The sequence below is a fragment of the Streptomyces sp. NPDC006435 genome (assembly GCF_040612315.1).
In the GTDB taxonomy this organism is placed as follows: domain Bacteria; phylum Actinomycetota; class Actinomycetes; order Streptomycetales; family Streptomycetaceae; genus Streptomyces.
In genome coordinates this window covers 14,683-37,090 of the sequence record NZ_JBEXPY010000001.1, presented here as the reverse complement: position 1 = coordinate 37,090, position 22,408 = coordinate 14,683, and the positions used below count along the sequence as shown (strand labels likewise).

The 22,408-nt window shown below is 72.6% G+C and carries 21 protein-coding genes; 6 read left to right on the top strand and 15 right to left on the bottom strand.

Annotated features, from left to right (window positions below; all coding sequences use genetic code 11):
- Positions 1-24 precede the first annotated feature (24 nt).
- A complete protein-coding gene (locus tag ABZZ04_RS00190) occupies positions 25-2,217 on the bottom strand; it encodes a flotillin family protein (RefSeq protein ID WP_356929934.1) in 2,193 nt (730 codons plus the stop codon).
- Between the two features lie 128 nt (positions 2,218-2,345).
- Complete coding sequence (locus ABZZ04_RS00185; RefSeq protein ID WP_356929933.1) at positions 2,346-3,050, bottom strand: hypothetical protein; 705 nt, start codon at positions 3,048-3,050, stop codon at positions 2,346-2,348.
- 283 nt (positions 3,051-3,333) lie between these two features.
- On the opposite strand from ABZZ04_RS00185, the gene ABZZ04_RS00180 reads away from it, so the two are divergent.
- On the top strand, positions 3,334-4,404 hold the full coding sequence (locus tag ABZZ04_RS00180; RefSeq protein WP_356929932.1) for a helix-turn-helix domain-containing protein: 1,071 nt from the start codon (positions 3,334-3,336) through the stop codon (positions 4,402-4,404).
- Between the two features lie 194 nt (positions 4,405-4,598).
- On the opposite strand, the gene ABZZ04_RS00175 is transcribed toward ABZZ04_RS00180, so the two are convergent.
- From ABZZ04_RS00175 to ABZZ04_RS00165, 3 genes are all read right to left on the bottom strand, one after another.
- The gene (locus ABZZ04_RS00175) at positions 4,599-5,777 is read right to left on the bottom strand and encodes a GDSL-type esterase/lipase family protein (RefSeq protein WP_356929931.1); all 1,179 of its coding nucleotides are present in this window, start codon (positions 5,775-5,777) and stop codon (positions 4,599-4,601) included.
- 157 nt (positions 5,778-5,934) lie between these two features.
- Complete coding sequence (locus tag ABZZ04_RS00170) at positions 5,935-6,504, bottom strand: WHG domain-containing protein (RefSeq protein ID WP_356929930.1); 570 nt, start codon at positions 6,502-6,504, stop codon at positions 5,935-5,937.
- Positions 6,505-6,913: 409 nt separating this feature from the next.
- Positions 6,914-7,369, bottom strand: coding sequence for a TerB family tellurite resistance protein (locus tag ABZZ04_RS00165; RefSeq protein ID WP_148832043.1), 456 nt, complete (start codon positions 7,367-7,369; stop codon positions 6,914-6,916).
- Positions 7,370-7,708: 339 nt separating this feature from the next.
- Between ABZZ04_RS00165 and ABZZ04_RS00160 the strand changes: the two genes are divergently transcribed.
- A complete protein-coding gene (locus ABZZ04_RS00160) occupies positions 7,709-8,161 on the top strand; it encodes a BlaI/MecI/CopY family transcriptional regulator (protein ID WP_356930236.1) in 453 nt (150 codons plus the stop codon).
- 7 nt (positions 8,162-8,168) lie between these two features.
- Complete coding sequence (locus ABZZ04_RS00155; RefSeq protein ID WP_356929929.1) at positions 8,169-9,119, top strand: M56 family metallopeptidase; 951 nt, start codon at positions 8,169-8,171, stop codon at positions 9,117-9,119.
- A 126-nt stretch (positions 9,120-9,245) separates the two neighbouring features.
- On the opposite strand, the gene ABZZ04_RS00150 is transcribed toward ABZZ04_RS00155, so the two are convergent.
- The 5 genes from ABZZ04_RS00150 to ABZZ04_RS00130 form a co-directional block, all read right to left on the bottom strand.
- Positions 9,246-10,568 (bottom strand): cation:proton antiporter, encoded by a 1,323-nt coding sequence (locus ABZZ04_RS00150; RefSeq protein WP_356929928.1) that lies wholly within the window; start codon positions 10,566-10,568, stop codon positions 9,246-9,248.
- Between the two features lie 2 nt (positions 10,569-10,570).
- Positions 10,571-11,041, bottom strand: coding sequence for a TrkA C-terminal domain-containing protein (locus ABZZ04_RS00145; RefSeq protein WP_148832046.1), 471 nt, complete (start codon positions 11,039-11,041; stop codon positions 10,571-10,573).
- A 302-nt stretch (positions 11,042-11,343) separates the two neighbouring features.
- Positions 11,344-12,801 (bottom strand): SPFH domain-containing protein, encoded by a 1,458-nt coding sequence (locus ABZZ04_RS00140; protein WP_356930235.1) that lies wholly within the window; start codon positions 12,799-12,801, stop codon positions 11,344-11,346.
- 157 nt (positions 12,802-12,958) lie between these two features.
- Positions 12,959-13,468: an NfeD family protein gene (locus ABZZ04_RS00135; protein ID WP_356929927.1), complete on the bottom strand. Its 510-nt coding sequence runs from the start codon at positions 13,466-13,468 to the stop codon at positions 12,959-12,961.
- A 124-nt stretch (positions 13,469-13,592) separates the two neighbouring features.
- Positions 13,593-14,078, bottom strand: coding sequence for a peroxiredoxin (locus ABZZ04_RS00130; RefSeq protein ID WP_356929926.1), 486 nt, complete (start codon positions 14,076-14,078; stop codon positions 13,593-13,595).
- A gap of 222 nt (positions 14,079-14,300) precedes the next feature.
- On the opposite strand from ABZZ04_RS00130, the gene ABZZ04_RS00125 reads away from it, so the two are divergent.
- The 3 genes from ABZZ04_RS00125 (at position 14,301) to ABZZ04_RS00115 (ending at position 17,324) form a co-directional block, all read left to right on the top strand.
- The gene (locus ABZZ04_RS00125; RefSeq protein ID WP_356929925.1) at positions 14,301-15,092 is read left to right on the top strand and encodes an alpha/beta hydrolase; all 792 of its coding nucleotides are present in this window, start codon (positions 14,301-14,303) and stop codon (positions 15,090-15,092) included.
- Between the two features lie 94 nt (positions 15,093-15,186).
- Complete coding sequence (locus tag ABZZ04_RS00120; RefSeq protein WP_148832057.1) at positions 15,187-15,459, top strand: DUF1876 domain-containing protein; 273 nt, start codon at positions 15,187-15,189, stop codon at positions 15,457-15,459.
- 164 nt (positions 15,460-15,623) lie between these two features.
- Entirely contained in the window at positions 15,624-17,324 is a 1,701-nt protein-coding gene (locus tag ABZZ04_RS00115) for a SpoIIE family protein phosphatase (protein WP_356929924.1), read from the top strand.
- A 110-nt stretch (positions 17,325-17,434) separates the two neighbouring features.
- On the opposite strand, the gene ABZZ04_RS00110 is transcribed toward ABZZ04_RS00115, so the two are convergent.
- The 5 genes from ABZZ04_RS00110 to ABZZ04_RS00090 all read right to left on the bottom strand — a co-directional run bounded on the left by ABZZ04_RS00110 (position 17,435) and on the right by ABZZ04_RS00090 (position 22,292).
- Positions 17,435-18,283 carry a GNAT family N-acetyltransferase gene (locus ABZZ04_RS00110; protein WP_356929923.1) on the bottom strand — a complete coding sequence of 283 codons (849 nt, stop codon included), beginning with the start codon at positions 18,281-18,283 and terminating at the stop codon, positions 17,435-17,437.
- A gap of 47 nt (positions 18,284-18,330) precedes the next feature.
- Positions 18,331-19,665, bottom strand: coding sequence for an MAB_1171c family putative transporter (locus ABZZ04_RS00105; protein ID WP_356929922.1), 1,335 nt, complete (start codon positions 19,663-19,665; stop codon positions 18,331-18,333).
- Between the two features lie 40 nt (positions 19,666-19,705).
- Complete coding sequence (locus tag ABZZ04_RS00100) at positions 19,706-20,308, bottom strand: toxin (RefSeq protein ID WP_356929921.1); 603 nt, start codon at positions 20,306-20,308, stop codon at positions 19,706-19,708.
- Between the two features lie 9 nt (positions 20,309-20,317).
- Positions 20,318-20,776 carry a hypothetical protein gene (locus ABZZ04_RS00095; RefSeq protein WP_356929920.1) on the bottom strand — a complete coding sequence of 153 codons (459 nt, stop codon included), beginning with the start codon at positions 20,774-20,776 and terminating at the stop codon, positions 20,318-20,320.
- A 628-nt stretch (positions 20,777-21,404) separates the two neighbouring features.
- Entirely contained in the window at positions 21,405-22,292 is an 888-nt protein-coding gene (locus tag ABZZ04_RS00090; RefSeq protein ID WP_356930234.1) for an aminoglycoside phosphotransferase family protein, read from the bottom strand.
- Positions 22,293-22,408 lie beyond the last annotated feature (116 nt).

The following is a 22,408-nucleotide window of genomic DNA, read 5'->3' as shown; positions in this document are numbered from 1 at the left end:
CGGGCCGGGCCGGTCGGGCGGTCGTTACCCGGCGACCGGCGTCCCGTTGTGGGCTGCGGCCCCGACCGGTGCGGAGGTTCCTGCCGGTACGGGCGTCTCGACCGGCGCCGCTTCGACGACCGCGGGCGCGTCGCCCGCCGCCAGGGCCCCGGTCACCGCGGAGACCGGCACATCGGCAAGACCCAACTCGCGTGCGGCGGACAGCAGTTGCTGCACCTGTCCCGGTGCGACGCCGGTCCCCGGGGCCCGCATCATCCGGGTCAGCAGCGCCGACACCGTCAGGTTGCGGACGTCGCCCGTCGAGACCGATCCGACCATCCGGGTCAGGTCCTCGGTGAACGACGAGGTGCCGTTCAGCCACGGACCGGCGAGGGCCTTCGCCGTGTCCGAGTTCTCCACGAACCCGTCGAGGCCCTTGCCCATCGAGACGGCCGAGACCAGCCGGTCGAAGAAGACCGACTCCCCGCCGACGATGTCGATGTCGGCGTTCTCCAGGCCGGTGGCCAGCACCGTCGCCTGGGCCTCGGCCACCTGCCGCTGCACGTCGAGCCCGGCCAGCCGGATCTCCTTCTCCGCGGCGAGCCGCAGCCGGTACTCCTCGTGACCGCGCGAGGCGTCGTCCAGCGCCGCCATCGCGGCGGCCTTCTCGGTGAGGCCCGCCGCCTCGGCCTTCAGCTTCTCGCCGATCATCGCGGCGTCGGCCACCGCCTGGGCCTGCGTGCCCTCCGCCTCGGCGAGGGCCTTGAGCCGGGCGCCCTCCGCCTCGGCCTTCAGCCGGGCGGACGTGGCCTCGGCCTCGGCGAGACCGGCCTTCTCGATGACGTCGGCCTCCGCCTCCCGCACCTGGACCTCCGCGAGGCCGGGCGCGGCGGACTCCGCCTGGATGCCCTCGGCCAGCCGCAGCTTGGCCTGCGCGTCCAGGTCCGCGGTCTTCAGCCGGGCCTCGGCGAGCGTCAGCTGCTCGGCGGCCAGGTGGGAGGCCGCGGCCTCGGCGGCCTCGGCCGCCTTGATGTCCTTGACCAGCTTCTCCTGGGCCTCCGCCTCGGCGGCGATGATGACCGACCTGCGGGTGCGCTCGGACTCCTCGACGGCCCGCAGCGTCTTGATGGACTCCTCCTGCTCGGCGACCGTGCGGTCCACCGCGATCCGCTCGCGGATCACGTCGGCGACCTCGCGGCGCTCGGCCTCGACCTCCTTCGTCGCGGCGATCCGGTCGAGCTCGGTCTGCCGCTCGCGCCCGATGACCTCCAGCAGGCGGTCCTTCTCGATGCGCTCGTTCTCCACCGCGATGACCCGCTCGCGGTTCTTCTGCGCGACGGCGATCTCCCGGGCCTGGTTCTCGCGCTGGATGCCGAGCTGCTCCTCGGTGCGGATGAACGCGGCCTGCGCGCCGAGCCGCTCCTCCTCCTGGACCTTGGCCGTGGCGGCCTCCTCGCGGGCCCGCAGCGTCTCGACCTCGCGGCGCTGCTTGATCTCGGCCTCGGCCTGCCGGCGCTCCAGCTCCAGGATGGTCTCGCGGGCGTCGACGTCCTGCCGGGTGATCTCCTTCTGCTCGGTGCGCTGGTACTCGTTGGTGCGCACGTGCTCGATCGCCGTCAGCTCGGTGATCTTGCGGATGCCCTGCGCGTCCAGGATGTTCGCGCCGTCGAGCTGCGTCATCGGCGTCTGTTCCAGGAAGTCGATCGCGGCGTCGTCGAGGTGGTAGCCGTTCAGGTCGGTCCCGATGACCCGGATGATCCGGTCCCGGAACTCTTCGCGCTTGGTGTACAGGTCGACGAAGTCCAGCTGCTTGCCGACGGTCTTCAGCGCCTCGGAGAACTTCGCGGCGAAGAATTCCTGGATCGCGACCTTGTCGCTGGCCCGCTCCGTGCCGATGGCCTGGGCGACCTTGATGACGTCCTCGACGGTCTTGTTGACCCGGACGAAGAACGTGATGTGGATGTCGGCGCGGATGTTGTCCTGGCAGATCAGCCCCTCGCGCCCGGTGCGGCGGATCTCGATGGTCTTCACCGAGATGTCCATGCTCTCGGCCTTGTGGAGCACCGGCAGGACGACGGCACCGGTGAAGGTGACGTCGACCTTCTTGGTCTTGGAGATGATCAGCGCCTTGCCCTGCTCGACCTTGCGGAAGAGCCGGGTGATGACGAAGAGCAGGGCGACGGCGATGAGCAGGACGACGGCTACGAGCACGCCGAAGCCCAAGGTGATGGCATCCATGACAGTCCTTGGCGGCTGGTGATGAAGAAGGCGGAGCGAAGGGGCCGGCGGCGCGACGGGGCGCCGGGCGGTTCACCGTGCGGCGGGTGCGACGGGATCCGGCGGGTGGTGCCGGGGGTCCGGTCGGGTCAGCCGGTGCGGCGTGGGGTGCGGCGCGCGCCCGTGCGCTGCGCCGTGCGTGGTCGTGATGGCGGCGGCGGTCCCGGGTCCAGGGCCTTGTCGTACGCCGAGACCCAGAAGAACTCTCCCGCGTCGTCGTACGCGTACAGCAGTCCCGCACTGCCCGAGGTGAGGGCGTCCGTACTGCCCGGGACGAGGGCCGCGCCGTCCGCCGGTCCGGCCAGCCTGACCTGGACGACGGCGGTGGATCCGTCGGCCGCCACGACCTCGGCCTGGCCGAAGTCGGAGCTGACGGAGCCGGTGCGGATGGTGCAGACCCGGCCGAGGAAGTCCTGCCGCGACGGCGGGGGCTCGTCCGGGAAGCGCCGGCGGAAGCAGCGCACGAAGCCCCGCGTCGCGATCCAGCCGACCAGCAGCGCCCCGGCGAACACGGCGCAGGCGAATCCGGCCCGGACGAGGCCGGTGGTGCCGCTGCGGTGCATCAGGACGGTGCCGGTGAGGCTGGTGAACCAGCCGACGACGACCATCACGGACACCGTGACGGTGACCGGCACCCCGCCGATCCCGGCGAGGTCGGTGTCGAGGTCCCCGTCGAAGGAGTGGTGGTCCGCGGCCCCGGCCAGTACCAGGAGCCAGAAGAAGACGACGACGACCAGGGCGGCGCCGAACGGAACGGTCGGAAAGGAAGTCGCCGCGCTCAGGAACTCCCGCATCGTTCCTCCCCCTGCTGTTCTTCCGGCTGCTGTTCTTCCGGTTCGGGCGGGCGGCGGTCCCGGCTGTCGCGGGCAGCGCGAAACTGCGCCGCGACAGCTGGGATTTCCCCCGATTTCCCCCGTGTTCCCCCGTTGTGGTGCTGACGGAATCGTGTCATTCGGGGGGCCGGTGTCGCACTGCCGGAGTCCGGCAATCTTTACTCGTCCTTGATGCCGGGCACCGGCATCACCCGATATGCGTTGAGCGATTGTCAAAGTCGCGTCAGGACTGGAGGAGAAGCGCGTGGCGGAGCCGGAGATCCCCGAGGAGTGCCTGGGGGACTACGTCCACATCCTGACCGATGCCGCCGCCACCGGCCGCCGTCTCACCCGGGACGAGCTGGACGACCGCCGTCGGCTGGGCCGGGAGGCCGCCGAGGCCGGGTACCAGCTGCGCGCCCTGGTCGGCATGCACCTCGCGGCGACCCGCACCTCCTGGCCGCTGGGCGTCACGGCCGACGCGACGGCCACCGAAACGGTGCTGGCCGTGGTCGAGCAGGCCGTCGACGCCTTCGCCGAGGGCTTCGAGCGGGCCCAGCGGATGACGGTGCGGCGGGAGGAGGCGGCGCGCCGCGAGTTCATCGACGACCTGCTGTACGGGCGCAGCGACCTGGGCCGGCTCGCCGAGCGGGCCACCCGGTTCGGGCTGCGGCTCTCGCGCGCCCATGCGGTCGCGGTGGCCACGGGCCCGGATGCGTACACGGAGACCGACTCCGTGCCGCGCACGGTCGAGGCGGCGCTGCTCACCCGGTTCAGCGGCCGGAAGATCCTGATCACGACGAAGGACGGGCGGCTGGTCTGCATCGCGCCGGGCAGCCAGCCCGACGTCCTGCGGTACTTCGCCAAGCAGGCGCACGCGGCGACGGACGGCGGCCGGGTCGCGATCGGCCGCCCGCACAAGGGCCCCGGCGGCGTCGTCCACTCGTACGACGAGGCGCTCGACGCCCTAGACCTCGCGGACCGGATGGACCTGGAGGACCCGGTGCTGCACTCGGCGGACCTGCTGGTCTACCCGGTGCTGACCCGCGACCGGCAGGCGATGGCGGATCTGGTGCGCAACGAGCTGGGCCCGCTCCAGCAGGCCCGCGGCGGCGCCGTGCCCCTGCTGAAGACGCTCGCCGTCTATTTCGACGCGGGCTGCGTGGCCGCCGAGACGGCCCGTCGGCTGTCGCTGAGCGTCCGGGCGCTCACCTACCGCCTGGAGCGGATACACCAGCTGACCGGGTCCGACCCGTCCGACCCGATGCACCGCTACACCTTGCAGACGGCGGTCATCGGGGCCCGGCTGCTGGACTGGCCCGCCAAGGAGCTGTGACGGCGGGACCGCGACGGCGGGACCGGCCCCGCACCCGGACCTGGACCCGCACCCGCACCCGGACCCGGACCCGGCCCCGGACCCGGACCCGGACCCGGACCCGGCCCCGGACCCGGACCCGGACCCGGCCCCGGACCCGGACCCGGACCCGGCCCCGGACCCGGACCCGGCCCCGGACCCGGACCCGCCGCCCGTCAGCCGGCCTCGGTGGCGAAGGGGCCGTCCGGGCCGAACGCGAGCCGTGCGAAGTTCTCGCCGATGCGGCGGTGTCCTTCGGGGCCGGGGTGGATCCCGTCGGGCAGCGGGAACTCGGCGTGGTCCTGCTCGCCGTACAGGTCGCGGCCGTCGATGTGGTGCAGGTTCGGATCGTCGGCCGCCCGCTGCTCGACGATCCGGGCGAGCACGTCGCGGATGACGCCGAGGGTCAGGCGCCCGGCGGCGCGCTCGGCCGGGTCGCCCGTCGCCCTGAACTTCAGGGTGCCGTCGGAGAAGTCGGGCGCGAGCGGGCCGGGGGTGTCCTCCTGGACCGGGCACAGGACGGGGGACACGACCAGCAGCGGCGTGGTCGGGTGCCCCTCGCGGACGGTGTCGAGGAAGCCGTGCACCGCGGGGCCGAAGGCGCGCAGGCGCATCGCGTCGGCGTTGACGATGTTGATGCCGATCTTGAGGCTGATCAGGTCCGCGGGGGTGTCCCGCACGGCGCGTGCGGTGAACGGGTCGAGCAGGGCGCCGCCGCCGAATCCCAGGTTGATCAGCTCCACCCCGCCCCGGGCCGCGGCCAGGGCCGGCCAGACGGCGGTCGGACTGGTGGCGTTGGAGCCGTGGCTGATGGAGCTGCCGTGGTGCAGCCACACCCGGCGCCCGCGGTCCGGCACCGGTTCGACGGGGGCGTCGGTGCGCAGGGCGACCAGTTCGGTGATCTCGTTGTGCGGGAGCCAGATCTCGACGTCCTTGTCCCGGGCCGGCAGGCCGGTGAACCGGGCGGTGCCGACCGGCCCCTCGGTCAGTTCGGAGGTCTGGGCGACCATGTCGGTGATCGTGCGGACGTTGCCGCCGGTCACCGTGGCCCGGTCGGTGGGACGGCCGTCGACCAGCAGGTCGTACACGCCGTCCGCCGGGGGCGGGAAGCCCCGGTGGGCGCGCTTGGTGGGCAGCGTGTCCAGCTCGATGGCGGTGGCCCGGGTGCGCAGGACCAGTCGCACGCCGGACGGCTGGGCCTCGGCCATGGCCAGCTGCTCGTCGGGGATCTGGCGGCGCGCCGCGGCGGGCAGCCGGTGCGGGAGCAGGCCGCGCGCGGTCGGCTCCAGGTCGAGGAAGCCGCGCAGGAGGTCCGCGGTGATGGGCGTGGTGGTCCAGCCGTGTTCGGTGCTCATGGTTCTGTCCAGCCTGTCGATCAAGGCGTACGAGGTGTTGCACGAGGCGTACGAGGCGTACGAGGCGTACGAGGCATACGAGGCGTACGAGTGGTCCGGGCGCGCCGGTGCACGGCACGGCGCGACGGCCGTCTCCGGTGGAGCGGTTGCCCGCCGGTCAGGACGTGCCCCGGCTCCGCAGCAGGGCGTCGAGGGAGTCCAGGGTCCAGAGCCAGGACTCCTGCGAGTCGACGGCGGTGTGGCTGAAGCCGCCGGCCAGCTCCAGGCTGATGTAGCCGTGGAAGACGCTGCCCAGCATCCGGACCGCGTGCGTCTGGTCCGGTTCCGACAGGTCGTAGCCGCGCAGGATGGCGCGCGTCATCTGCGCGTGCCGGACGCCGGCGCTGACGGCCGCCGTCTCGGGGTCGAGCCTGAGCCGGGCGGCGTCGTAGCGACCGGGGTGCTCCCGGGCGTAGTCGCGGAAGGCGTTCGCGAAGGCGGCCAGGGCGTCCTTGCCCGCCCGCCCGGCGAGGTCGGCGGAGACCCGGTCGGCCAGCTCCTCCAGTGCGAACAGGGCGATCCTGGTCTTGAGGTCGTGCGAGCTCTTCACGTGCGAGTACAGGCTCGCGACCTTGACGTCGAACCGTCGGGCGAGTGCCGAGACGGTCACCTGGTCGAAGCCCACCTCGTCGGCGAGCTCCGCGCCCGCCCGTGTCAGGCGCTCCGGGGTCAGTCCCACTCGAACCATAATGCTTCTCCTGTTCGGCGAAAGCCATTATGGAGTTGCCTAAAGGTTTTAGGCAACTTGATCTGTGCGCGCGTGAAGCCACCGGCCGGACGGGAGCCCGTGGGCGGCGGCTGCGGGTGAGGCGGCGGCACGGCGGGGAGAGGGGGTGCGGCGTGGCGGGAGCGGGAGGGCGGCCGGCGGGAGCGGGAGGGCGGCGCGGCGGCCCGGTGCTCCGGCGCCCGCACGGGAAACGGGCGCCGGGCCGGGAAGCGAGTGGCCGGGGGTGCGCAGGGGGAGTTGTGCACCCCCGGCCTGCCGGGAGCGGACCGGTGGTCGGTCGGTCCGCGGGGGTCCCGGCGGTTCGGGGGACCGGTCGGCCGGTCCATGAACGGCCCCGGAGGGCGTACGACCGTCGGTCGCGGGCGGGGTCCTACAGGTCGAACTCGTGCGGCGGGAGGTCGAGCGCGAAGCACGCCTCCCGTACGACGGCCTGCTCCGACTTGTCGAAGTCGCCGTCGGCGCCGCCGATGACGATGCCGATCTGGATGACGGCGCGCGCCTCGGCCGGCTTCTTCTTCGCCTTGGCGATCTCCTGGAGCACGCTGACCTTGCCGAAGGCGAAGTCGGCCGTGAGCTTGTTCACGTAGTCGTTGAAGCGGCGCTGGAGGTCGTCCGCCGGGAAGTTCCGCAGAACGTCGTTGCTGGTGATCAGGGCGGCGACGCGCTGGCGCTCGGACGGGTCGATGGAACCGTCGGCGGCGGCGACCAGGGCGCACATGGCCATGCTCGCGTCGCGGAACGCCCCGCTCTTGAGGTCGTTCTTCTTCGCTTCCAGCTGCGACTGCATCGACGAAGCGGATTCCTTGATCCGATCCCACAGTGCCATGACGTCTCCATACGTTGCGTGTGTTGCCGGAGTGGGTTCCAATTCTACAGACGTGTAGAAGTTAGCAGCAGAGGCGTCCCCCGCGTGCCGGAACCGGTGGTAAGTAGGATGCTGCGACGCCGCGGCGGGCGCGGCAGCGCAGAAGGGCGGACCCCGATGGACTCGGCCAGGCCCGGCCGGCGGCACCCGGACAACGAACCACCCCGCGACGGAGTGCCCGCCGCCCCGGAATCGCTCCACGACCCGCACGAACGGGTGGACCCGGACCCGGACCCCGAAACCGGCATCGACACGGGCATCGGCACCAGCACCGGCTCCGGCATCGACACGGGCTCCGGCATCGGCTCCGAGGCCGGAGCCGGCCCGGACCACGGCGCGGTCCCGGCCGGTGGCCGGCTCCGCAGGCGCGGGCAGGGCGAGCTGGAGGCCCAGGTGCTCGCCGTGCTGCGTTCGGCCGGTGGTCCCGCGACGGCGGGCTGGGTCCAGGAACACCTGGACGGCGACCTCGCCTACACCACCGTCATCACGATCCTCTCCCGCCTCTACGCGAAGAAGGCCGTGACCCGGTCCCGCGAGGGCCGTTCCTACACCTGGACGTCCGCCTCCGACGAGGCAGGTCTCGCGGCCCTGCGGATGCGGCGCGTCCTGGACGGCGAACGGGACCGGGACGCCGTGCTCGCGCGTTTCGTCTCGGCGCTCTCCCCCGGTGACGAGGAGCGGCTGCGCGAACTGCTGGCGCGGGCGGACGCCCCGGACGGCCCCGGTCGCCGCCGTGACACGGAGGGTCTGTAACCGACCGATGGGTGTCTTCGTCTGTCTGCCGCTCGTACTGCCGCTGACCGCGCTGCCGATCGCGCGCCTCGCCGAACAGCATCTGCACCCCCGCAGCGCGACCCGGCTGCTCGCCGTCGTCGGCACGCTGCTCGCCCTGTGCAGCACGCTGTGCCTCGGGCTGCTGGTGGTGGTGGGCACCGCGCAGCTCCCGGGCAATCCGCTGCCGGACAGCTGGTCGGACCCGGAGGTGCGGGACGCGATCCCGTACGAGGTGAATGCGGGCATCGTCGCGATCGGCGCGCTGGCGGCGGTGCTCGTGGCGTGCGGGTGGACGGTCTGCCGCCACGTGCTGCTGCGCGTCCGTGCGGTACGGGCCCTGGCCGCCGCCCCGTCCGTCGTCTCGGGCGACGTCGCGCTGCTCCCGGACTCCGAGCCGTACGCCTACGCACTGCCCGGCGGTCCGGGCCGGGTCGTCGTCTCGACCGCGATGGCCGAGTGCCTGGACGCCGACGAGTACCGGGCCCTGATCGCCCACGAGCGGGCGCATCTGGCCGCCCGGCACCACCGCTACCTGCTGGCCGTCCAGCTCGCGGCGCGCGCCAATCCGTTCCTGCTGCCGCTGCGCACGGCGGTGTCGTTCAGCACCGAGCGGTGGGCGGACGAGGAGGCCGCGCGAGTGGTCGGCGACCGGCGGGTGGTGGCGGTCGCGGTGGGCAGGGCGGCGCTCTTCTCGCACCGCGCCCCGGCCGCCCCGGTGGGCTTCCCGGCCTTCGCGTCCCCGGCGGCGGGCCCCGTACCGCGCCGGGTGGCGGCGCTCCTGGCCCCCGTTCCGTCGGCCCGGCTGTGGCCGCCGTCCTCCGCCCACGCCTCCTTCGCGGCCCTCGTCGCGGGGGCCGGCACGGCGGCCTCGGCGCTGTCGTCCCTCAACGCGACGGTGACGCTGGTGGGAATCCTGCACGCGGCGACCCCGCTGTAGACACCACGCCGAGGACACCACGCCGAGGACATCCCGCCGCAGGCGTCCCGTACGGCGGCGGACACGCAGACGGGGGCGCGACCGGTTCGGTCGCGCCCCCGTCCGTCACCCGTACGGTGTCCGGCCTCAGTCCGTGGACGAGGCCAACTGCTCCTTCACGGGCTGCCCTTCCACGGACTGCTCCTGCGTGGCCTGTGCGGCCTGCGCGGGTTGTGCGGCCTGTGCGGCCGGGTCCTGCGCGGCGGGTGCCGGACGGGTCGCGGGGCCGCCGCCCTTGCCGGTGTCGTCGCCCCGGCCGCGCCACGACTGGACGCGTGCCGCGATCGGCTGGGTCCAGCGGGCGGTGAGCGGTCCGACGATGACGAGGATGAGGACGTACGCGGTGGCGATGGGGCCGATGCGGGGCTCGGTCGCCACGGCCAGACCGGCGATGACGATGGAGAACTCGCCGCGCGCAACGAGCGTCCCGCCGGCCCGCCACCGCCCGCGCTCGCCGATCCCGGCGCGCCGGGCCGCGTACCAACCGGTGCCGATCTTGGTGAAGACGGTCACGACGGCCAGCAGCGCCGCCGGCAGCAGCACCGGCGGGATCTCGGCCGGGTCGGTGGAGAGCCCGAAGAAGACGAAGAAGACGGCGGCGAACAGGTCCCGCAGCGGGGTCAGCAGCTTGCGCGCGCCCTCGGCGACCTCACCGGAGAGCGCGATGCCGACCAGGAATGCGCCGACCGCGGCGGACACCTGGAGCTCCTGGGCCACACCGGCGACCAGGACGGTCAGGCCGAGGACCACCAGGAGCAGCATCTCCGGGTTGTCGGAGGACACGGCCCGGCTGATCAACCGCCCGTGCCGCAGTGCCAGGTAGAGCACGAAGCCGACGGTGCCGAGCGCGATGAGCAGTGCGATGCTGCCCCCGGCGAGGCCCACGCCCGCGAGCATCGCGGTGAGCAGCGGGAGGTAGACGGCCATCGACAGGTCCTCGATGACGAGGACGCCGAGGATGACGGGCGTCTCCCGGTTGCCGAGCCGTCCCAGGTCGGTGAGGACCTTCGCGATGACGCCGGACGAGGAGATCCAGGTGACCCCGGCCAGTGCGACGGCCCCCACGGGCCCCCAGCCGAGCAGCAGCGCCGCCACCGCGCCCGGCGTCGCGTTGAGCACGAAGTCCACGGCGCCGGACGGGTACTGGGTCTTGAGACTGGTGACCAGTTCCGACGCGCTGTACTCCAGTCCGAGCAGGAGCAGCAGCAGGATGACGCCGATCTCGGCGCCGACGGCGGTGAATTCCTCACTGGCTCCCAGCGGGAGGAGGCCGCCGTCGCCGAAGGCGAGGCCGGCCAGCAGGTAGAGCGGGATCGGCGAGAGACCTATCCGTCCGGCGAATCGGCCGATGAGCCCGAGGCCCAGAATGACGGAGCCGAGCTCCACCAGCAGTGCGGTCGTGTCGTGCACGGTCAGCCCTCCGAGATGATGTCGGCGAGCGCGTCGACGCCCTCACGAGTACCGACGACGACGAGTGTGTCCCCGATGGCCAGCCGGAACTCCGGGCCGGGCGACGGGTGTGCGCTGTGCGTCCGCAGGACGGCGACGATCGAGGCGCCGGTCCGGGTCCGGGCCTTGGTGTCGGCGAGCAGCCGACCGCCGTACGGGGAACGCGTCCCGAGCGGGATGTGCTCGGTGACCAGATCTATGCCCTCGGTCCGCACGGCGTCGATGGGTGCGGCGTCGATGAGGTGGGCCAGGCCGGTGGCCTCCTGCGGGGTCAGGGGTACCGAGAGGAGGCATGAATCGGGGTCGTCCTGGTCGTAGAAGCCGATGAACCGACGCCCGTCGTGGTGGACGACGACGGAGATGTGCTGGCCCGACTCGGTCGTGTAGTCGTACTGCACACCGACTCCGGGCAGCGTGGTGCGGTGGGTTCCCATGGCTTCCTCCCGAGAGGTACGGCTGTTTTCGGACATGCTTGGTGATCTCTTTATCGGCGCATTACCTTATCCGGAGACTTTTGCGGGCTCCGTACCCCGCCACGGAGCGGGACCCGACCGGGTGGCACACCGCCCCGTTCCGCCCCGCCCCGCCTCGCCCCGTTCCGCCCTGCCCGGCCCCGCTCCGGACCACGCCCCGTCGCCCTCCCGTCGAAGGTGCCGCCCGGACATGAAGGTGTCCGGACATGAAGGTGCCCGGCCGGTGGAACATCGGCCGGGCACCTTCATGGCGTGGGGCCGGATCAGTCGGTGATCTCGATCTTTCCGTCGGACGCGGCGCCCTTCGCGCCCTGCGCGGGCACTTCGGCCGGGGCCGCCGGGGCGGACTCGGACCTGCCGGCCTTGAGGTTCTTCAGCAGCCCGGCGATGTCGACGCCCGTGGTGGAGCTGAGGAGCTCCATGCCCTGGGCGACGTTGTCCGTGACGGTGCGCGACAGCTGGCTCGCGCCGTCCGTCGAGATCACGGTCATCTTGTCCACGGCGCTGAGCGGCTCGGACGCCTTGGCGACGACCTGCGGCAGCACCTCGACCAGCATCTGGAGCACGGCCGCCTCGCCGTACCGGTCGAAGGCGTCCGCCTTCTTGTGCATGGCCTCGGCCTCGGCGGTACCCCGCGCGGCGATGGCCGCGGCCTCCGCCTCACCCTCGATGCGCACGGCCTCGGCGAGGGCCGAACGCTGGAGCTTCTCGCCCTCACCGGTGAGCCGGGCGCGCTCGGCGGCCGCCTCGGCCTCCTTGACCTGGGCGATCCGGCGGGCCTCCGCCTCCTGCTCGGCCTGGTAGCGGGCGGCGTCGGCGGGCTTGCGGATCTTGGTGTCCAGCTCGCGGTCGGTCAGGGCGGCCTGCCGCTCCGCCACCTTCTCCTGCTCGCTGAGGATGTCCTGCTGACGGGCGGCCTCGGCGAGCGGGCCCGCCGCGTTGGCCTGGGCGGCGGCCTCGTCCGTCTGGGCCTTGATCTCGGCCTGCTTCAGGTAGAGGGTCCGCTGCGCGATCGCGATCTCCTCCTCCGCCTTGAGCCGGGCCTGCTCGGCCGCACGCCGGGCGACCGCCTCGGCGATGTCCGCCTCCTGCTTGGCGCGGGCGGCCTCCGGACGGCCGAGGTCCTCCAGGTACGAGCCCTCGGTGGTGATGTCCTGGATCTGGAAGGCGTCCAGGATCAGGCCCTGGCCGGAGAGGCTGGCCTCGGCCTCCTCCGCGACCTGGCTGGCGAACGCCGCACGGTCGCGGATGATGTCCTCGACCGACATCCGGCCGACGATGGCGCGCAGCGCGCCGGAGAGCACTTCCTGGGTGAAGCGGACGATGCCGTCCTGCTGCTGGAGGAAGCGCTGGGCCGCGGCCCGGATCGTCTCCTCGCTGCCGCCCACCTTGACGATCGCGACGCCGTCCAGGTTGGACTTGACGCCGCGCAGGGTCACGGCGCCGCGCACGGCCACCGGGATCTGCCGGCTGGACAGGTCCAGGGTGAACTTCTGCTGGACGAACGGGACCACGAAGACACCGCCGCCGACGACGACCTTCTGGCCGCTGTTGTCGATGCTGGTGCGGCCGGTCACCGGGTCCGTCGACTTCTTGCCGCGGCGGCCGGTGATGATGAACGCCTCGCTGGGCCCGGCGACCTTGTAGCGGGTGATGACGGCGAGCGCGAGGATCACCAGGAGCACGACGACTCCGATGACTGCGATCACGACTGGGCTCATGGACATGTCCCCCCTGCCTCCCTGTGGGGGCGGCAGTTCGATTCGGGCGGTGCGGGCGCGGTTCGGCGCGGCGCATCGCGGGTGTATCGGTTGATCGGTCGGTGCGGGCGCGGTCCGGCGCGGCGCACCGAGGGTGTGTCGATCGGTCGGTGGACGGTCAGCGCTCGACGGGACGGACCGCGACGGAGGTGGTCGACAGCGCGGCCTCCACCCAGATCTCGGTGCCCCGTTCGATCGGAGCCGAACTCTTCGCGGACAACTTCACGGTCTGGCCCCCGAGTCGCAGCAGGACCTCGCCGTAGCCGTCGGCCGGGATGGCCGTGACGACCGAGCCCGACGTGCCGACCAGGTCGTCCCCACGTGGTGTGGAGTCGGTCTGGTCCCGCATCAGGACCTTGCTGAACTTCCAGGTCAGCAGGGCCGCGACGATTCCGGCCAGACCTCCGGCGACGATCGCGGCGACCGTGCCGAGTCCGGTGGTGCCGAGCACGATCGCTCCTCCGAAACCGAGCATCGAGAGAAATCCGGCGATGACCGGCAGGGACAGGAGCCCGTCGAAGAAGCCGCCCAGGACGCCCCCGAAGAGCCCTTCGAGGATTCCGTCGAAGATCAGGGACAGGACGAGCAGGGCGATTCCCGCGATGCCGAGACCGAGGAACAGGGTCACGCGGTCACCTCCCCCGAACTGCGAACTCTCCCGGACGTTTCTGTCGAATCTGTCGAATCTGTCGAACTGGATGGATGGTCCCATACGGCACCGGCTGCGGACACTGCCGGAACCCGGCAGATTTTTACGGGGATTTGATGCCGGAAAGTTGCTCGGTCAGTGTGTCCAGGGACCGGTACGTGGCCCCGAGCAGCGCGACGTGTTTCCAGCGCAGCACCCCGTCGGGACCGATCAGGAAGACCGCGCGGCGCACCCCGATCCCCGGCGCGGCGACCCCGTACGCACGGGCCGCCTCCCGGTCGGTGTCCGCGAGCAGCGGCATCCGCAGCCCGTGTCCCCGGGCGAAGGACTCGTGGCTGTCCACACCCTGTGGACTGATCCCCCAGACCTCCGCGTCGAGCGCCTCGAATTCTTCCAGCCCCGATGAGTACGAGCAGAGTTGCCTGGTGCACACGGCCGTGTTGTCGCCCGGGTAGAACGCGAGGACGACGGCACGACCGCGCGCGGCGGAGAGTCCGAAGTCGCGTCGCTCGAAGGCCCCTTCGACGAGCACCCCGCCCGGCAGTGTGAAGTCCGGTGCGGGAAGCCCGAGTTGCGGTGACGATGCCACGTGTTCCTCCGTGGTCCGGTACTGCGGAAGTCTTCCGGTCCATGCTCTGTAGAGCACGCCCGGCACGGATTCGGTTCCCGCGCCGGGACCGGTTTCCGGTACGGGTTCGTTCTCCGGTACGGGACCGGTTCCCGACCCGTGCTCGTTGTCCGGTACGGAACCGGTTCCCGCATCATCGCCGAAGGCGCACCGGGCGGGACCGAGGCACACCAGGAGGTACACATGACAGGCCCCCGACCGCCGTCCGCGGCCGTGCTCCTGTTGCACGGCGGCGCGGAGACGGGACTGGCCCCGCCGCCGCCCGGTCCGCTGAACCTGCCCGCCGTGCGGATGCTCCCCTTCGCACGGGTCATCGCCTCGGCCACGGGCGGCCCCGCCGCCGATGTCCTCGTACGCACCGCCCGGTACGCCCACCGCGGCTGGAACGGCTCCCGCGAGGACCCGCTCCACGACGCGGTGCGGGCGCTGGACGTGCTGCGCCGCGAGGCCGGGGAGGTCCCGGTGGTCCTGGTCGGCCACTCGATGGGTGCCCGCGCCGCCCTCCGCGCCGCCGGTCATCCGCTGGTGCGCGCGGTGGTCGGTCTCGCCCCGTGGTGCCCGGCCGACGACCCGGTCGGCCAGCTCGCCGACCGCGACGTGGTCCTGCTGCACAGCACCCGGGACCGGGTCACCAGCCCCCGGGCCTCCCAGGACCTCACGGCCCGCGCCCGCCGGGCCGGTGCCCGCACCTGCCTGGTCGCGATCCGGAACAGCGACCACGCGATGCTCCGGCGCGCCGGGGCGTGGCACGCGCTGACCGGCCGGATCGTCACCGGTCTGCTGGACCTGGGCCCGCTGCCCGGCCGGGTCGAGGCGGCGCTGCGGCTCCCGGCCGACGCCCCGGGAACCCGCGGCACCCTCGACCTGGACCGACTGGACCGACTGGACGGACCAGGCGGACCGGACGGACCGGACCGACCGCCCCACCCGGACCGACCGCCCCACCCGGACCGGCCGGACCGGCCGGGGCGGTGAGCATCCCGGGTCATGTGAGTCACCCCTGTCACGGGGGCGCCGCCGTGGTGCAGCCGCCGGGGAACGGGAGCACCCTGGTAGGGAGGTGATCGTCATGAGGACAACTGCCGGGTGGCACGTGGACATGGAATTCGAGGAGGACACCCACCGGACCCGTGCGGCCGCCCTGGTGCGGCTTCCGGACGGCAACGAGGTGCGGGCCCACGGATATGCGAGCCGCCACCCCTCCGACAAGGACCAGCCCAGGGTCGGTGAGGAGATCGCGGGGGCCAGAGCCCTCAACGAACTGGCGATGAAGATGCTGACGAAGGCGCACGACGAGATCGACGAGGCGTCCGGCCGGACCTCGCACCCCCTCAGCACCTGAGCGGTTCCGCGCGGCCCGTACGCCCGGGGCCGGGCCCGTGCCCGGCCCCGTCCGGTGTGCGGGTGCGCGGGGACACGGCCCGTTCAGCGGATGCGCGGCGGGATCCGGCGCCCGACGATGGAGGGCCGGGCAGCGGGTGGTCCGCGCCCGCCCAGGAGGTTGACGTGCAGGCCGATGCGTACGCCGACGATCCGCCGCCCCTCGGCCCCGAGGTGCTGGCGGCCCTGGTCGGCGGGACCACGGCCGGGGTGGGGGTGCTCGACACGGGGCTGCGCTTCCTCTACGTCAACCCGGCTCTCGAACGGATCAACGGCATCCCGGCCGCGGAACACATCGGGCGCACCGTCACCGAGGTCCTCCCGCTGGTCGACGCCGGCGAGGACATGATGCTGGCCGTGCTCGCCGACGGCAGACCCCGTGAGATCACCTCCAGCGGGTTCACCCCGGCGACCGGCGGGGTCCGGCGGTACTGGCACGGGGCGTTCCACCGGCTGGAGACCGGCGGCCGGGTCGTGGGCCTGGCCGGGATCGTGCTGGAGGTCGTGTCCTCCGACCAGGGGTGGCGCGAACTGGAGCAGGCCCGGCGTCACATCGACCTGCTCGACACCGCCGCCGCCCGGATCGGCACCACCCTCGACATGGACACCACCTGCGCCGAGCTCGTCGACCTCGTCGTGCCGGGGCTGGCGGACCTCGCGACGGTCGAGGTGTTCCCGCCGGACGTCGCCGCCCCGGTCCGCCCCGCCCCGCCCGGTGTGCTGCGGCTGCGCCGGGCGGCGCTGACCGCCGTGCCCGCCCTCCGCGACGAGCTGTGCGGGTTCGGGCTGGCCGACGAGTACATCGACTACCAGGAGGGCGCCGCCGTGCAGCGCTGCCTGGCGTCCAACCTGCCGGTGGTGGAGAACCTCACCGGCGACGAACAGCTGATGCGTTCCGCGCCCGCCCCCGAACGGGTCGCCGCCTACCGCGCCCTCGGGATGCACTCGGCGGTCATCGTGCCCGTCTCCGTGCGCGGCGGGCCGCTCGGCATCCTCGGCCTGATCCGGTCCGGGGACTCACCGGTCTTCACCGACGAGGACGTGGTGGTCGCCCGGGAGCTCGCCGGCCGGGCCGCCGTCGACCTCGATCACGCCCGCCGGTACGCCCACGAGCACACCATCGCCCTGGAGCTCCAGCGTTCCCTGCTGTCCGAGCCGCGCCCGCCGCACCCGCACATCGAGATCGCCACCCGGTACCTGCCGGCCGACCGGAGCGTGCTGGTCGGCGGCGACTGGTTCGACGTCATCCCGCTGCGGGACGGGCGCCACCTGAAGGCGATGGGCGACGTGATGGGCCACGGGGTGGAGGCGGCCGTCGCGATGAGCCACTACCGCTCGCTGCTGCGGATGTTCGCCGACGACGAGCTGCCGCCGCACCGCATCCTGGAACGGCTGGACCGGATGGTCGAGCGGTCCGGCCTGGACCGGGCGGCGACCTGCCTGCTGGCCGTCGTCGACCGGTTCGGCGGGGCGTGCGAGATGGCGAGCGCCGGGCACCTGCCGCCGGTGCTGATCGATCCGCTGTCGGGGGCCAGGGTGTGCGCCGAGATGGCGGTGGGGCCGCCGCTGGGCACCGGCTTCGGCGGCTACCGCTCGACGCTGGTGGAGTTCGACCCCGGTTCGGTGCTGTTCCTGTACACCGACGGGCTGGTGGAGCGGCGCGGCGAGGACATCGACACCTCGATCGCCCGCCTGGAGGACCTGACGATGCCCAGGAGCGGCAGCCTCGACGACCTGCTGGACGAGGTGCTCGAGCGGTTCGGGCCGGGCGCCGAGGACGACATAGCGGTCCTGGCCTCGCGCACCCGCCCCCGCGCGCCCCTGTGACCTGCCGAAAACCGGGCACCGAACACCAAATGCCGAACACCAAACGCCGGACACCGGACACCGGACACCGGACACCGGAAGGACTCCCCGTACCGCCGTACCGCCCCGGCTCAGCCCAGTTCCAGGCTGGTGATGCCGAACAGCCCGTCGTGGTCGATGTCCGGCGCGGGGCCGGTGTACATCCGGGCGGTCTCGAACGTCGGGGTGAGGCCCAGCTGTTCCGCCAGCCGCACGGCCGCCGGGTTGGCGTCGGGCACGTCGATGGCCACCGGTGTGCCGGGATCGGTCGCTGCCAGGGCGCTGACCAGGGCCCCGGCCACCTCGGGCGACTCGGCGTACACCGGGCCGATGCGGGACGAGGTGCGGCACGGGCGCATCACGGCCAGCCCCCGCAGCTCCCCGTCCCGGACGGCGGCGAGCGAGGTGCGACCGGGGCCGGCGATCCACGGGGCGAGGAAGCCGTCCCGGGCGGCGGGGAAGAACCGGCGGTCGTAGTCGGCGATCCGGTCGAAGGGGACGGCGCGGGCGTCGACGAGGGCGGTGCCGGCCGGGGCGGTCAGTCCGGTCGGCGGCAGGCCCTCGTGGCGCATGTTCGTCCAGACCGGACGGAAGCCGGACTTGCGGTAGTTGGGCTGCTGGGCCACCACCCCGTCGAGGCCGACGTTGCGCCCCTCCAGCCGGGCCATGCCGGCCTGCCAGGTCTGCAACCCGTAGCCCTGGCCGCGCAGTTCGGGGCGGGTCAGGTAGAAGCCGAGGAAGCCGGAGCCGGTGCCGTAGCGGACCACGGAGATGCAGGAGACCGGTTCGCCGTCGAGCCGGCCGAACAGGAAGCCGCGCGGATCGGCGGCGAAGAAGGCGTGGCGGTCGGTGAGGCCGGGATTCCAGCTCTCCTCGTGGGCCCATTCGGCCTGGAGGGTGAGGTCGTCGGCGCTCGCGGTGGTGATCTCGAAGTTCGGCACGGGGCACCCGTACCCACCGGATGCCCCGTTCAACGGTGGTTTTTCCGTCATCCACCGGTGTGCGGCGGTTGCGCGGAACCGGCCCGGGTGCCGGCCTCGCGGGCGGCACCGGCGTCGGCACCGGCCTCGCGGGCGGCGTCGGCCGTGGCCTGCTCCAGCACCCGCGCCGCCCGGTCCGCCGTGACGGTCCGGTGGGCGGCGGCCACCCGCACCAGCCAGGCGACCTCGCCTTCCTGGTCGGTGGCGTGCTGGGTGTCCACCGCGGCGGCGGTCGTGGCGCCCGCGCCGTTGTTCCTGGCGGTGAGCGCCGCCTTGATCCAGTACGCCTCGGCGAGCGGACCGGCCTTCTCGGCGTCCGCGGCGCCGTCCGCCGCGGCGGCGGCCTTCGCGGCCGGGAGCAGGGTGTCGGGGACGTAGTGGCGCAGCTTCTCGACCGCGTCCGCGATGTCGGCGGCCCAGCGGTCGATGCGCAGGTCGGCCGGGGTGTCGAAGCGGGTGAGTTCTCGGATCAGCGGGGCGGGCGGGTCGAAGGGCTGCTCGGGGAAGGCGGTCATCAACTCGTACCAGAGGCCGTGCAGTTTGACCTGGGCCCGCCACAGCTTCGCGCGGCGCTGCCCCTTGCTGAACGCGGGGATGGAGGCCCCCACGGCGAAGAAGGCGAACAGCACCACCTGCGCGGCCTCGGTGACCTCGTCGAAGCGCAGCGCGAAGGAGTCGCTGGGGGTGTCCAGGACACTGATCCACAGGAACAGGGTCCGGCTGACGGTGTAGCCGACCCCGATGAACATGGCGAACGTCATCATGCCGAGCCCCACCCGCAGATGGCGCAGCCGGGCCCCGGCGGTGGCCAGCGCCCACTGGTACGCGCAGACGGCGGACGCGGCGCCCAGGTAGAGGTAGAACACGCTCATGTACAGCGTGGCCCCCCACTGGCCGGCGTGGTCGGCGACGAAGCGGTCCGAGGGGACGGAGCGGTCGACGACGGTGAAGAACAGCACCGTCAGCAGGATCAGCGTGGCGATCGACGCCTTGGCCGCCACCTGCTGGATGGCGCGGGCGAACCGCACGTGGCGCGGGACGGTCCCGCCGTCGGGGTACTGGCCGTAGATGGCGACGATGTAGCTGAGGATGGCCAGGATCGCGACGGTCGCCGTGTAGTGCTTGATCAGGACGGCGAGGTCGGTGACGGCACTGTCGTTGAGCGCGATGCGCACGGCCTGGGTCTTGGTCCACAGGGCGGCGGCGAAGCCCGCGTAGCAGCCCCACAGGGCCCGGCGGCGCTTGTCCTCCTCGTCGCCCCACAGGGCGGCGGGCATGCGCCAGACGGCGACGGCCGTCATCAGGACGGCTATGAGGTAGCCGGCGAGGTCGAGCGGGGTCACGGCGGGTCCTTGGGGTGGGGGGCGAGGGGGACGGGCGGTTTCAGGAACGGCGGAACAGGCCGCGGCGGCGGCTGGCGACGGGGCGCGAGAGGGAGTTGGCCAGGCGCCCCACCATGTCGTCGCTCGACACGTCCCGGGCCATGCGGGGGATGAGGGAGGCGCCGAACTCGGCCATGCGCTCGTCGTGGGTGTCGTACTGCGCGCGGGCCTGCACGGTGCCGTCCCCCGACCGGATCGCGTCGGCGATGGTGTCGGCGACCGGCGGCGCGGGCGTGGGCTCACCGCCCAGGACCCGGGTGATCAGCGAGGTGTCGAAGACCGGCAGCAGCCGCCTGAGCTGCTCGGCGTCGAGGGAGGTGCCGTGGTCGAACCACTCGTGGCACAGCTCGTGCAGGATGACGTGCTGGGTCTGGTACTCGGTCGGCCGGCGGCGGTAGAGCACGAAACTCGTCCCGCCGGTCTTCAGCCGCAGCCCGCAGGCGGCGTTGACGCGGGCCAGCCGGTCGGGCATCTCGTGCAGCACGATGGTGCGGCCCCGGGCCGCCTCCATGTTCGCCACCAGTGCGTCGATGGAGAAGGGCGCGGGTATGGGCAGGTCGGCCAGCCCGGCCTCGCACTCCTTCCGTAGTTCGCGCATGGACATGTGAGAGGTCTACCCCTCCGGCTCGCCGGGGGCGCCGCCGCCGGTCGCGTCCTGCCTGCCCCGGGCGTCCTCCAGCAGGGAGAGGGCGAACTGCAGCAGCTCCGGCGGGAGTCCGTCCTCGTCGAGACCCCGGCCGGCGACCCCGCTGATCTCCCCGGTGCGCCGCTTGGCGAGGAACTGGAGCCCGGCGACGACGTCGTCGACGACCTCGGACTCCTCCTTGAAGAACCGCCAGTCCACGCCGAAGCCCAGACCGAGCGCCTTGAGGATGTCCTCGGACGGCTGCGTCACCTTCCCCGCGAGTATGTTGGAGAAGTAGCTGTGCGAGAGGGAACCGCCGCGTTCCTTGACCAGGTCGGCGAAGACCCGGCCCGAGACCTTCTGTCCGGGGAACGTCTTCTCGACCATGTACTCGACCTTTTGCTGCAGTGTCCGCAGCTCCGGTGTGCGTTCCTCGACGCTGTCCATCCGGCTCCCCACGTATCCGTTCCCCGCCCGACCAGCGGTGCTCGGTCGTCGTTTCGGTCAACGGGATTGCACTGTAACGAATCGTGTGACGGGGCCCCCGGCGCGGTGGGCGGTACGGGAACGGGCTTGCGTAAACACGCAACGTCACTGTTAACTCGAAAAAACACGGGCAGGGGACCGCGAGGGGAGTGTCCTGCCCGTGAAGTCGTCCTGCCCTGTGCGAAATTCCGTCGGACAAGACGGACAAGGTGTGCATATGAGGGCAGTTGAAGATGCAGCCCTTCACGACGGGGGATGCGTGAAGGGCTGCTCGTCCATTATGGCCGCTGGTCAAGTCGGCATCAACTGACCTGCCGGTCAGTCGGATGCGTGTCGCCGGGTTCCGGCCCCGCCCGGACCGCCGTACGCCACCCCGGACCGCGGGGACGGGGAGAGCCGCTCGCGCGCCCGTTCCGGGGCGGGGTCGGGTGTGCGCCCGGTCCGTCACGGCGACTGTGGGTACGGCTCCGCCGCCGTCACCGGCCTGCCGGATGGTTGTGGTGCCGTTGGGATCGCGCCAGATATTGACCCGATGTGGTCGGTGGGCGAGGTGGTCGGCCTCCAGAGGGGCGGAGAGCACCGGCTGTGCTCACCGGGCCAGCGCGAGCAGTTCGTCGATCGCCGGTTCCGCACTGCCGTCACCGGAGTCGTCACCGAGGTGGGCGATGGCCGCGAACGGCGCGATCACCCGGCTCCAGGCGTGGAGCCGGTCGCCGTCGAGACCGCACGCCGCCGCCACGCGCGCGCAGCGGGCCCCGACGCCCTCCGCCCCGGCACCGGCCACGACGTGGTCCACGGCGTCGAAACACGGATCGCCGACACACGCCTTCGGGTCGATGGCCATGAGGCCGCGCCCGGCGCCGCCGTCGAGCACGTTGCCCAGGTGCAGATCGCCGTGGAGCAGCACGGTCGTCGTCTGCGTGTCCAGCAGCCGTTCGCACCGCCGGATGGCCCTGTTCCACACGGCGGTGTCCATCCGCGCGCCGATCGCGGGCTCGGACAGCCGCCTGCCGACCCGGGCGAAGGACTCCTCGCACCGCTCGCGCAGCACACGCGTCGGCGCCGAGGGCAGGGCGACCCCGTGCAGGGCGGCGAGCAGGCCCGACCACTGCTCCGGGAGCGAAGTGGCGGGCAGGTGCTCCGCCGGCGTTCCGGGCACGATCTCCTCCAGAACCATCGCGCCCGCCTCCTCGTCGAAGGCCAGCACGGAGGGCACCCGGCCCGAGGCGGCGAACCACTCCAGCATCCCGACCTGTTCGGCCAGCAGGGCCCGCTCCGGACTGATCTTCAGCACCGTGGGCGTGCCGTCGGGCCAACTGCACCGCAGCGTGACCGACGAGGCGCCGTCCGGGAGGGGGCCGCCGAGCGAAAGTCCCCACCGGGACACCAGCCGTGCGACGAGATCCGGGGCGTCGGCGCACCAGTCGGCGACCCGGGGGCCGAATCGGCGCACCAGCCGCGCGGTGACGTGCTCCACATCCACCGGCAGTCGTTCCATACGGGCCAGTCTGTCGATCGTGTGATCCCTGTCCACCGCTTTTCCGCTGCTTCTCCAGCGCTCTCCCGCCGCCTTCCCTCGGTTCTCCTGCGGCT

Bases quoted from the DNA above. Each gene is read 5' to 3' on its own strand.
- ABZZ04_RS00100 (WP_356929921.1), bottom strand. From the start codon at position 20,308: ATGTCCATGCGCGAACTACGGAAGGAGTGCGAGGCCGGGCTGGCCGAC.
- ABZZ04_RS00185 (WP_356929933.1), bottom strand. From the start codon at position 3,050: ATGCGGGAGTTCCTGAGCGCGGCGACTTCCTTTCCGACCGTTCCGTTC.
- ABZZ04_RS00170 (WP_356929930.1), bottom strand. From the start codon at position 6,504: ATGGTTCGAGTGGGACTGACCCCGGAGCGCCTGACACGGGCGGGCGCG.
- ABZZ04_RS00140 (WP_356930235.1), bottom strand. From the start codon at position 12,801: ATGAGCCCAGTCGTGATCGCAGTCATCGGAGTCGTCGTGCTCCTGGTG.
- ABZZ04_RS00175 (WP_356929931.1), bottom strand. From the start codon at position 5,777: ATGAGCACCGAACACGGCTGGACCACCACGCCCATCACCGCGGACCTC.
- ABZZ04_RS00145 (WP_148832046.1), bottom strand. From the start codon at position 11,041: ATGGGAACCCACCGCACCACGCTGCCCGGAGTCGGTGTGCAGTACGAC.
- ABZZ04_RS00165 (WP_148832043.1), bottom strand. From the start codon at position 7,369: ATGGCACTGTGGGATCGGATCAAGGAATCCGCTTCGTCGATGCAGTCG.
- ABZZ04_RS00095 (WP_356929920.1), bottom strand. From the start codon at position 20,776: ATGGACAGCGTCGAGGAACGCACACCGGAGCTGCGGACACTGCAGCAA.
- ABZZ04_RS00155 (WP_356929929.1), top strand. From the start codon at position 8,169: ATGGGTGTCTTCGTCTGTCTGCCGCTCGTACTGCCGCTGACCGCGCTG.
- ABZZ04_RS00190 (WP_356929934.1), bottom strand. From the start codon at position 2,217: ATGGATGCCATCACCTTGGGCTTCGGCGTGCTCGTAGCCGTCGTCCTG.
- ABZZ04_RS00125 (WP_356929925.1), top strand. From the start codon at position 14,301: ATGACAGGCCCCCGACCGCCGTCCGCGGCCGTGCTCCTGTTGCACGGC.
- ABZZ04_RS00120 (WP_148832057.1), top strand. From the start codon at position 15,187: ATGAGGACAACTGCCGGGTGGCACGTGGACATGGAATTCGAGGAGGAC.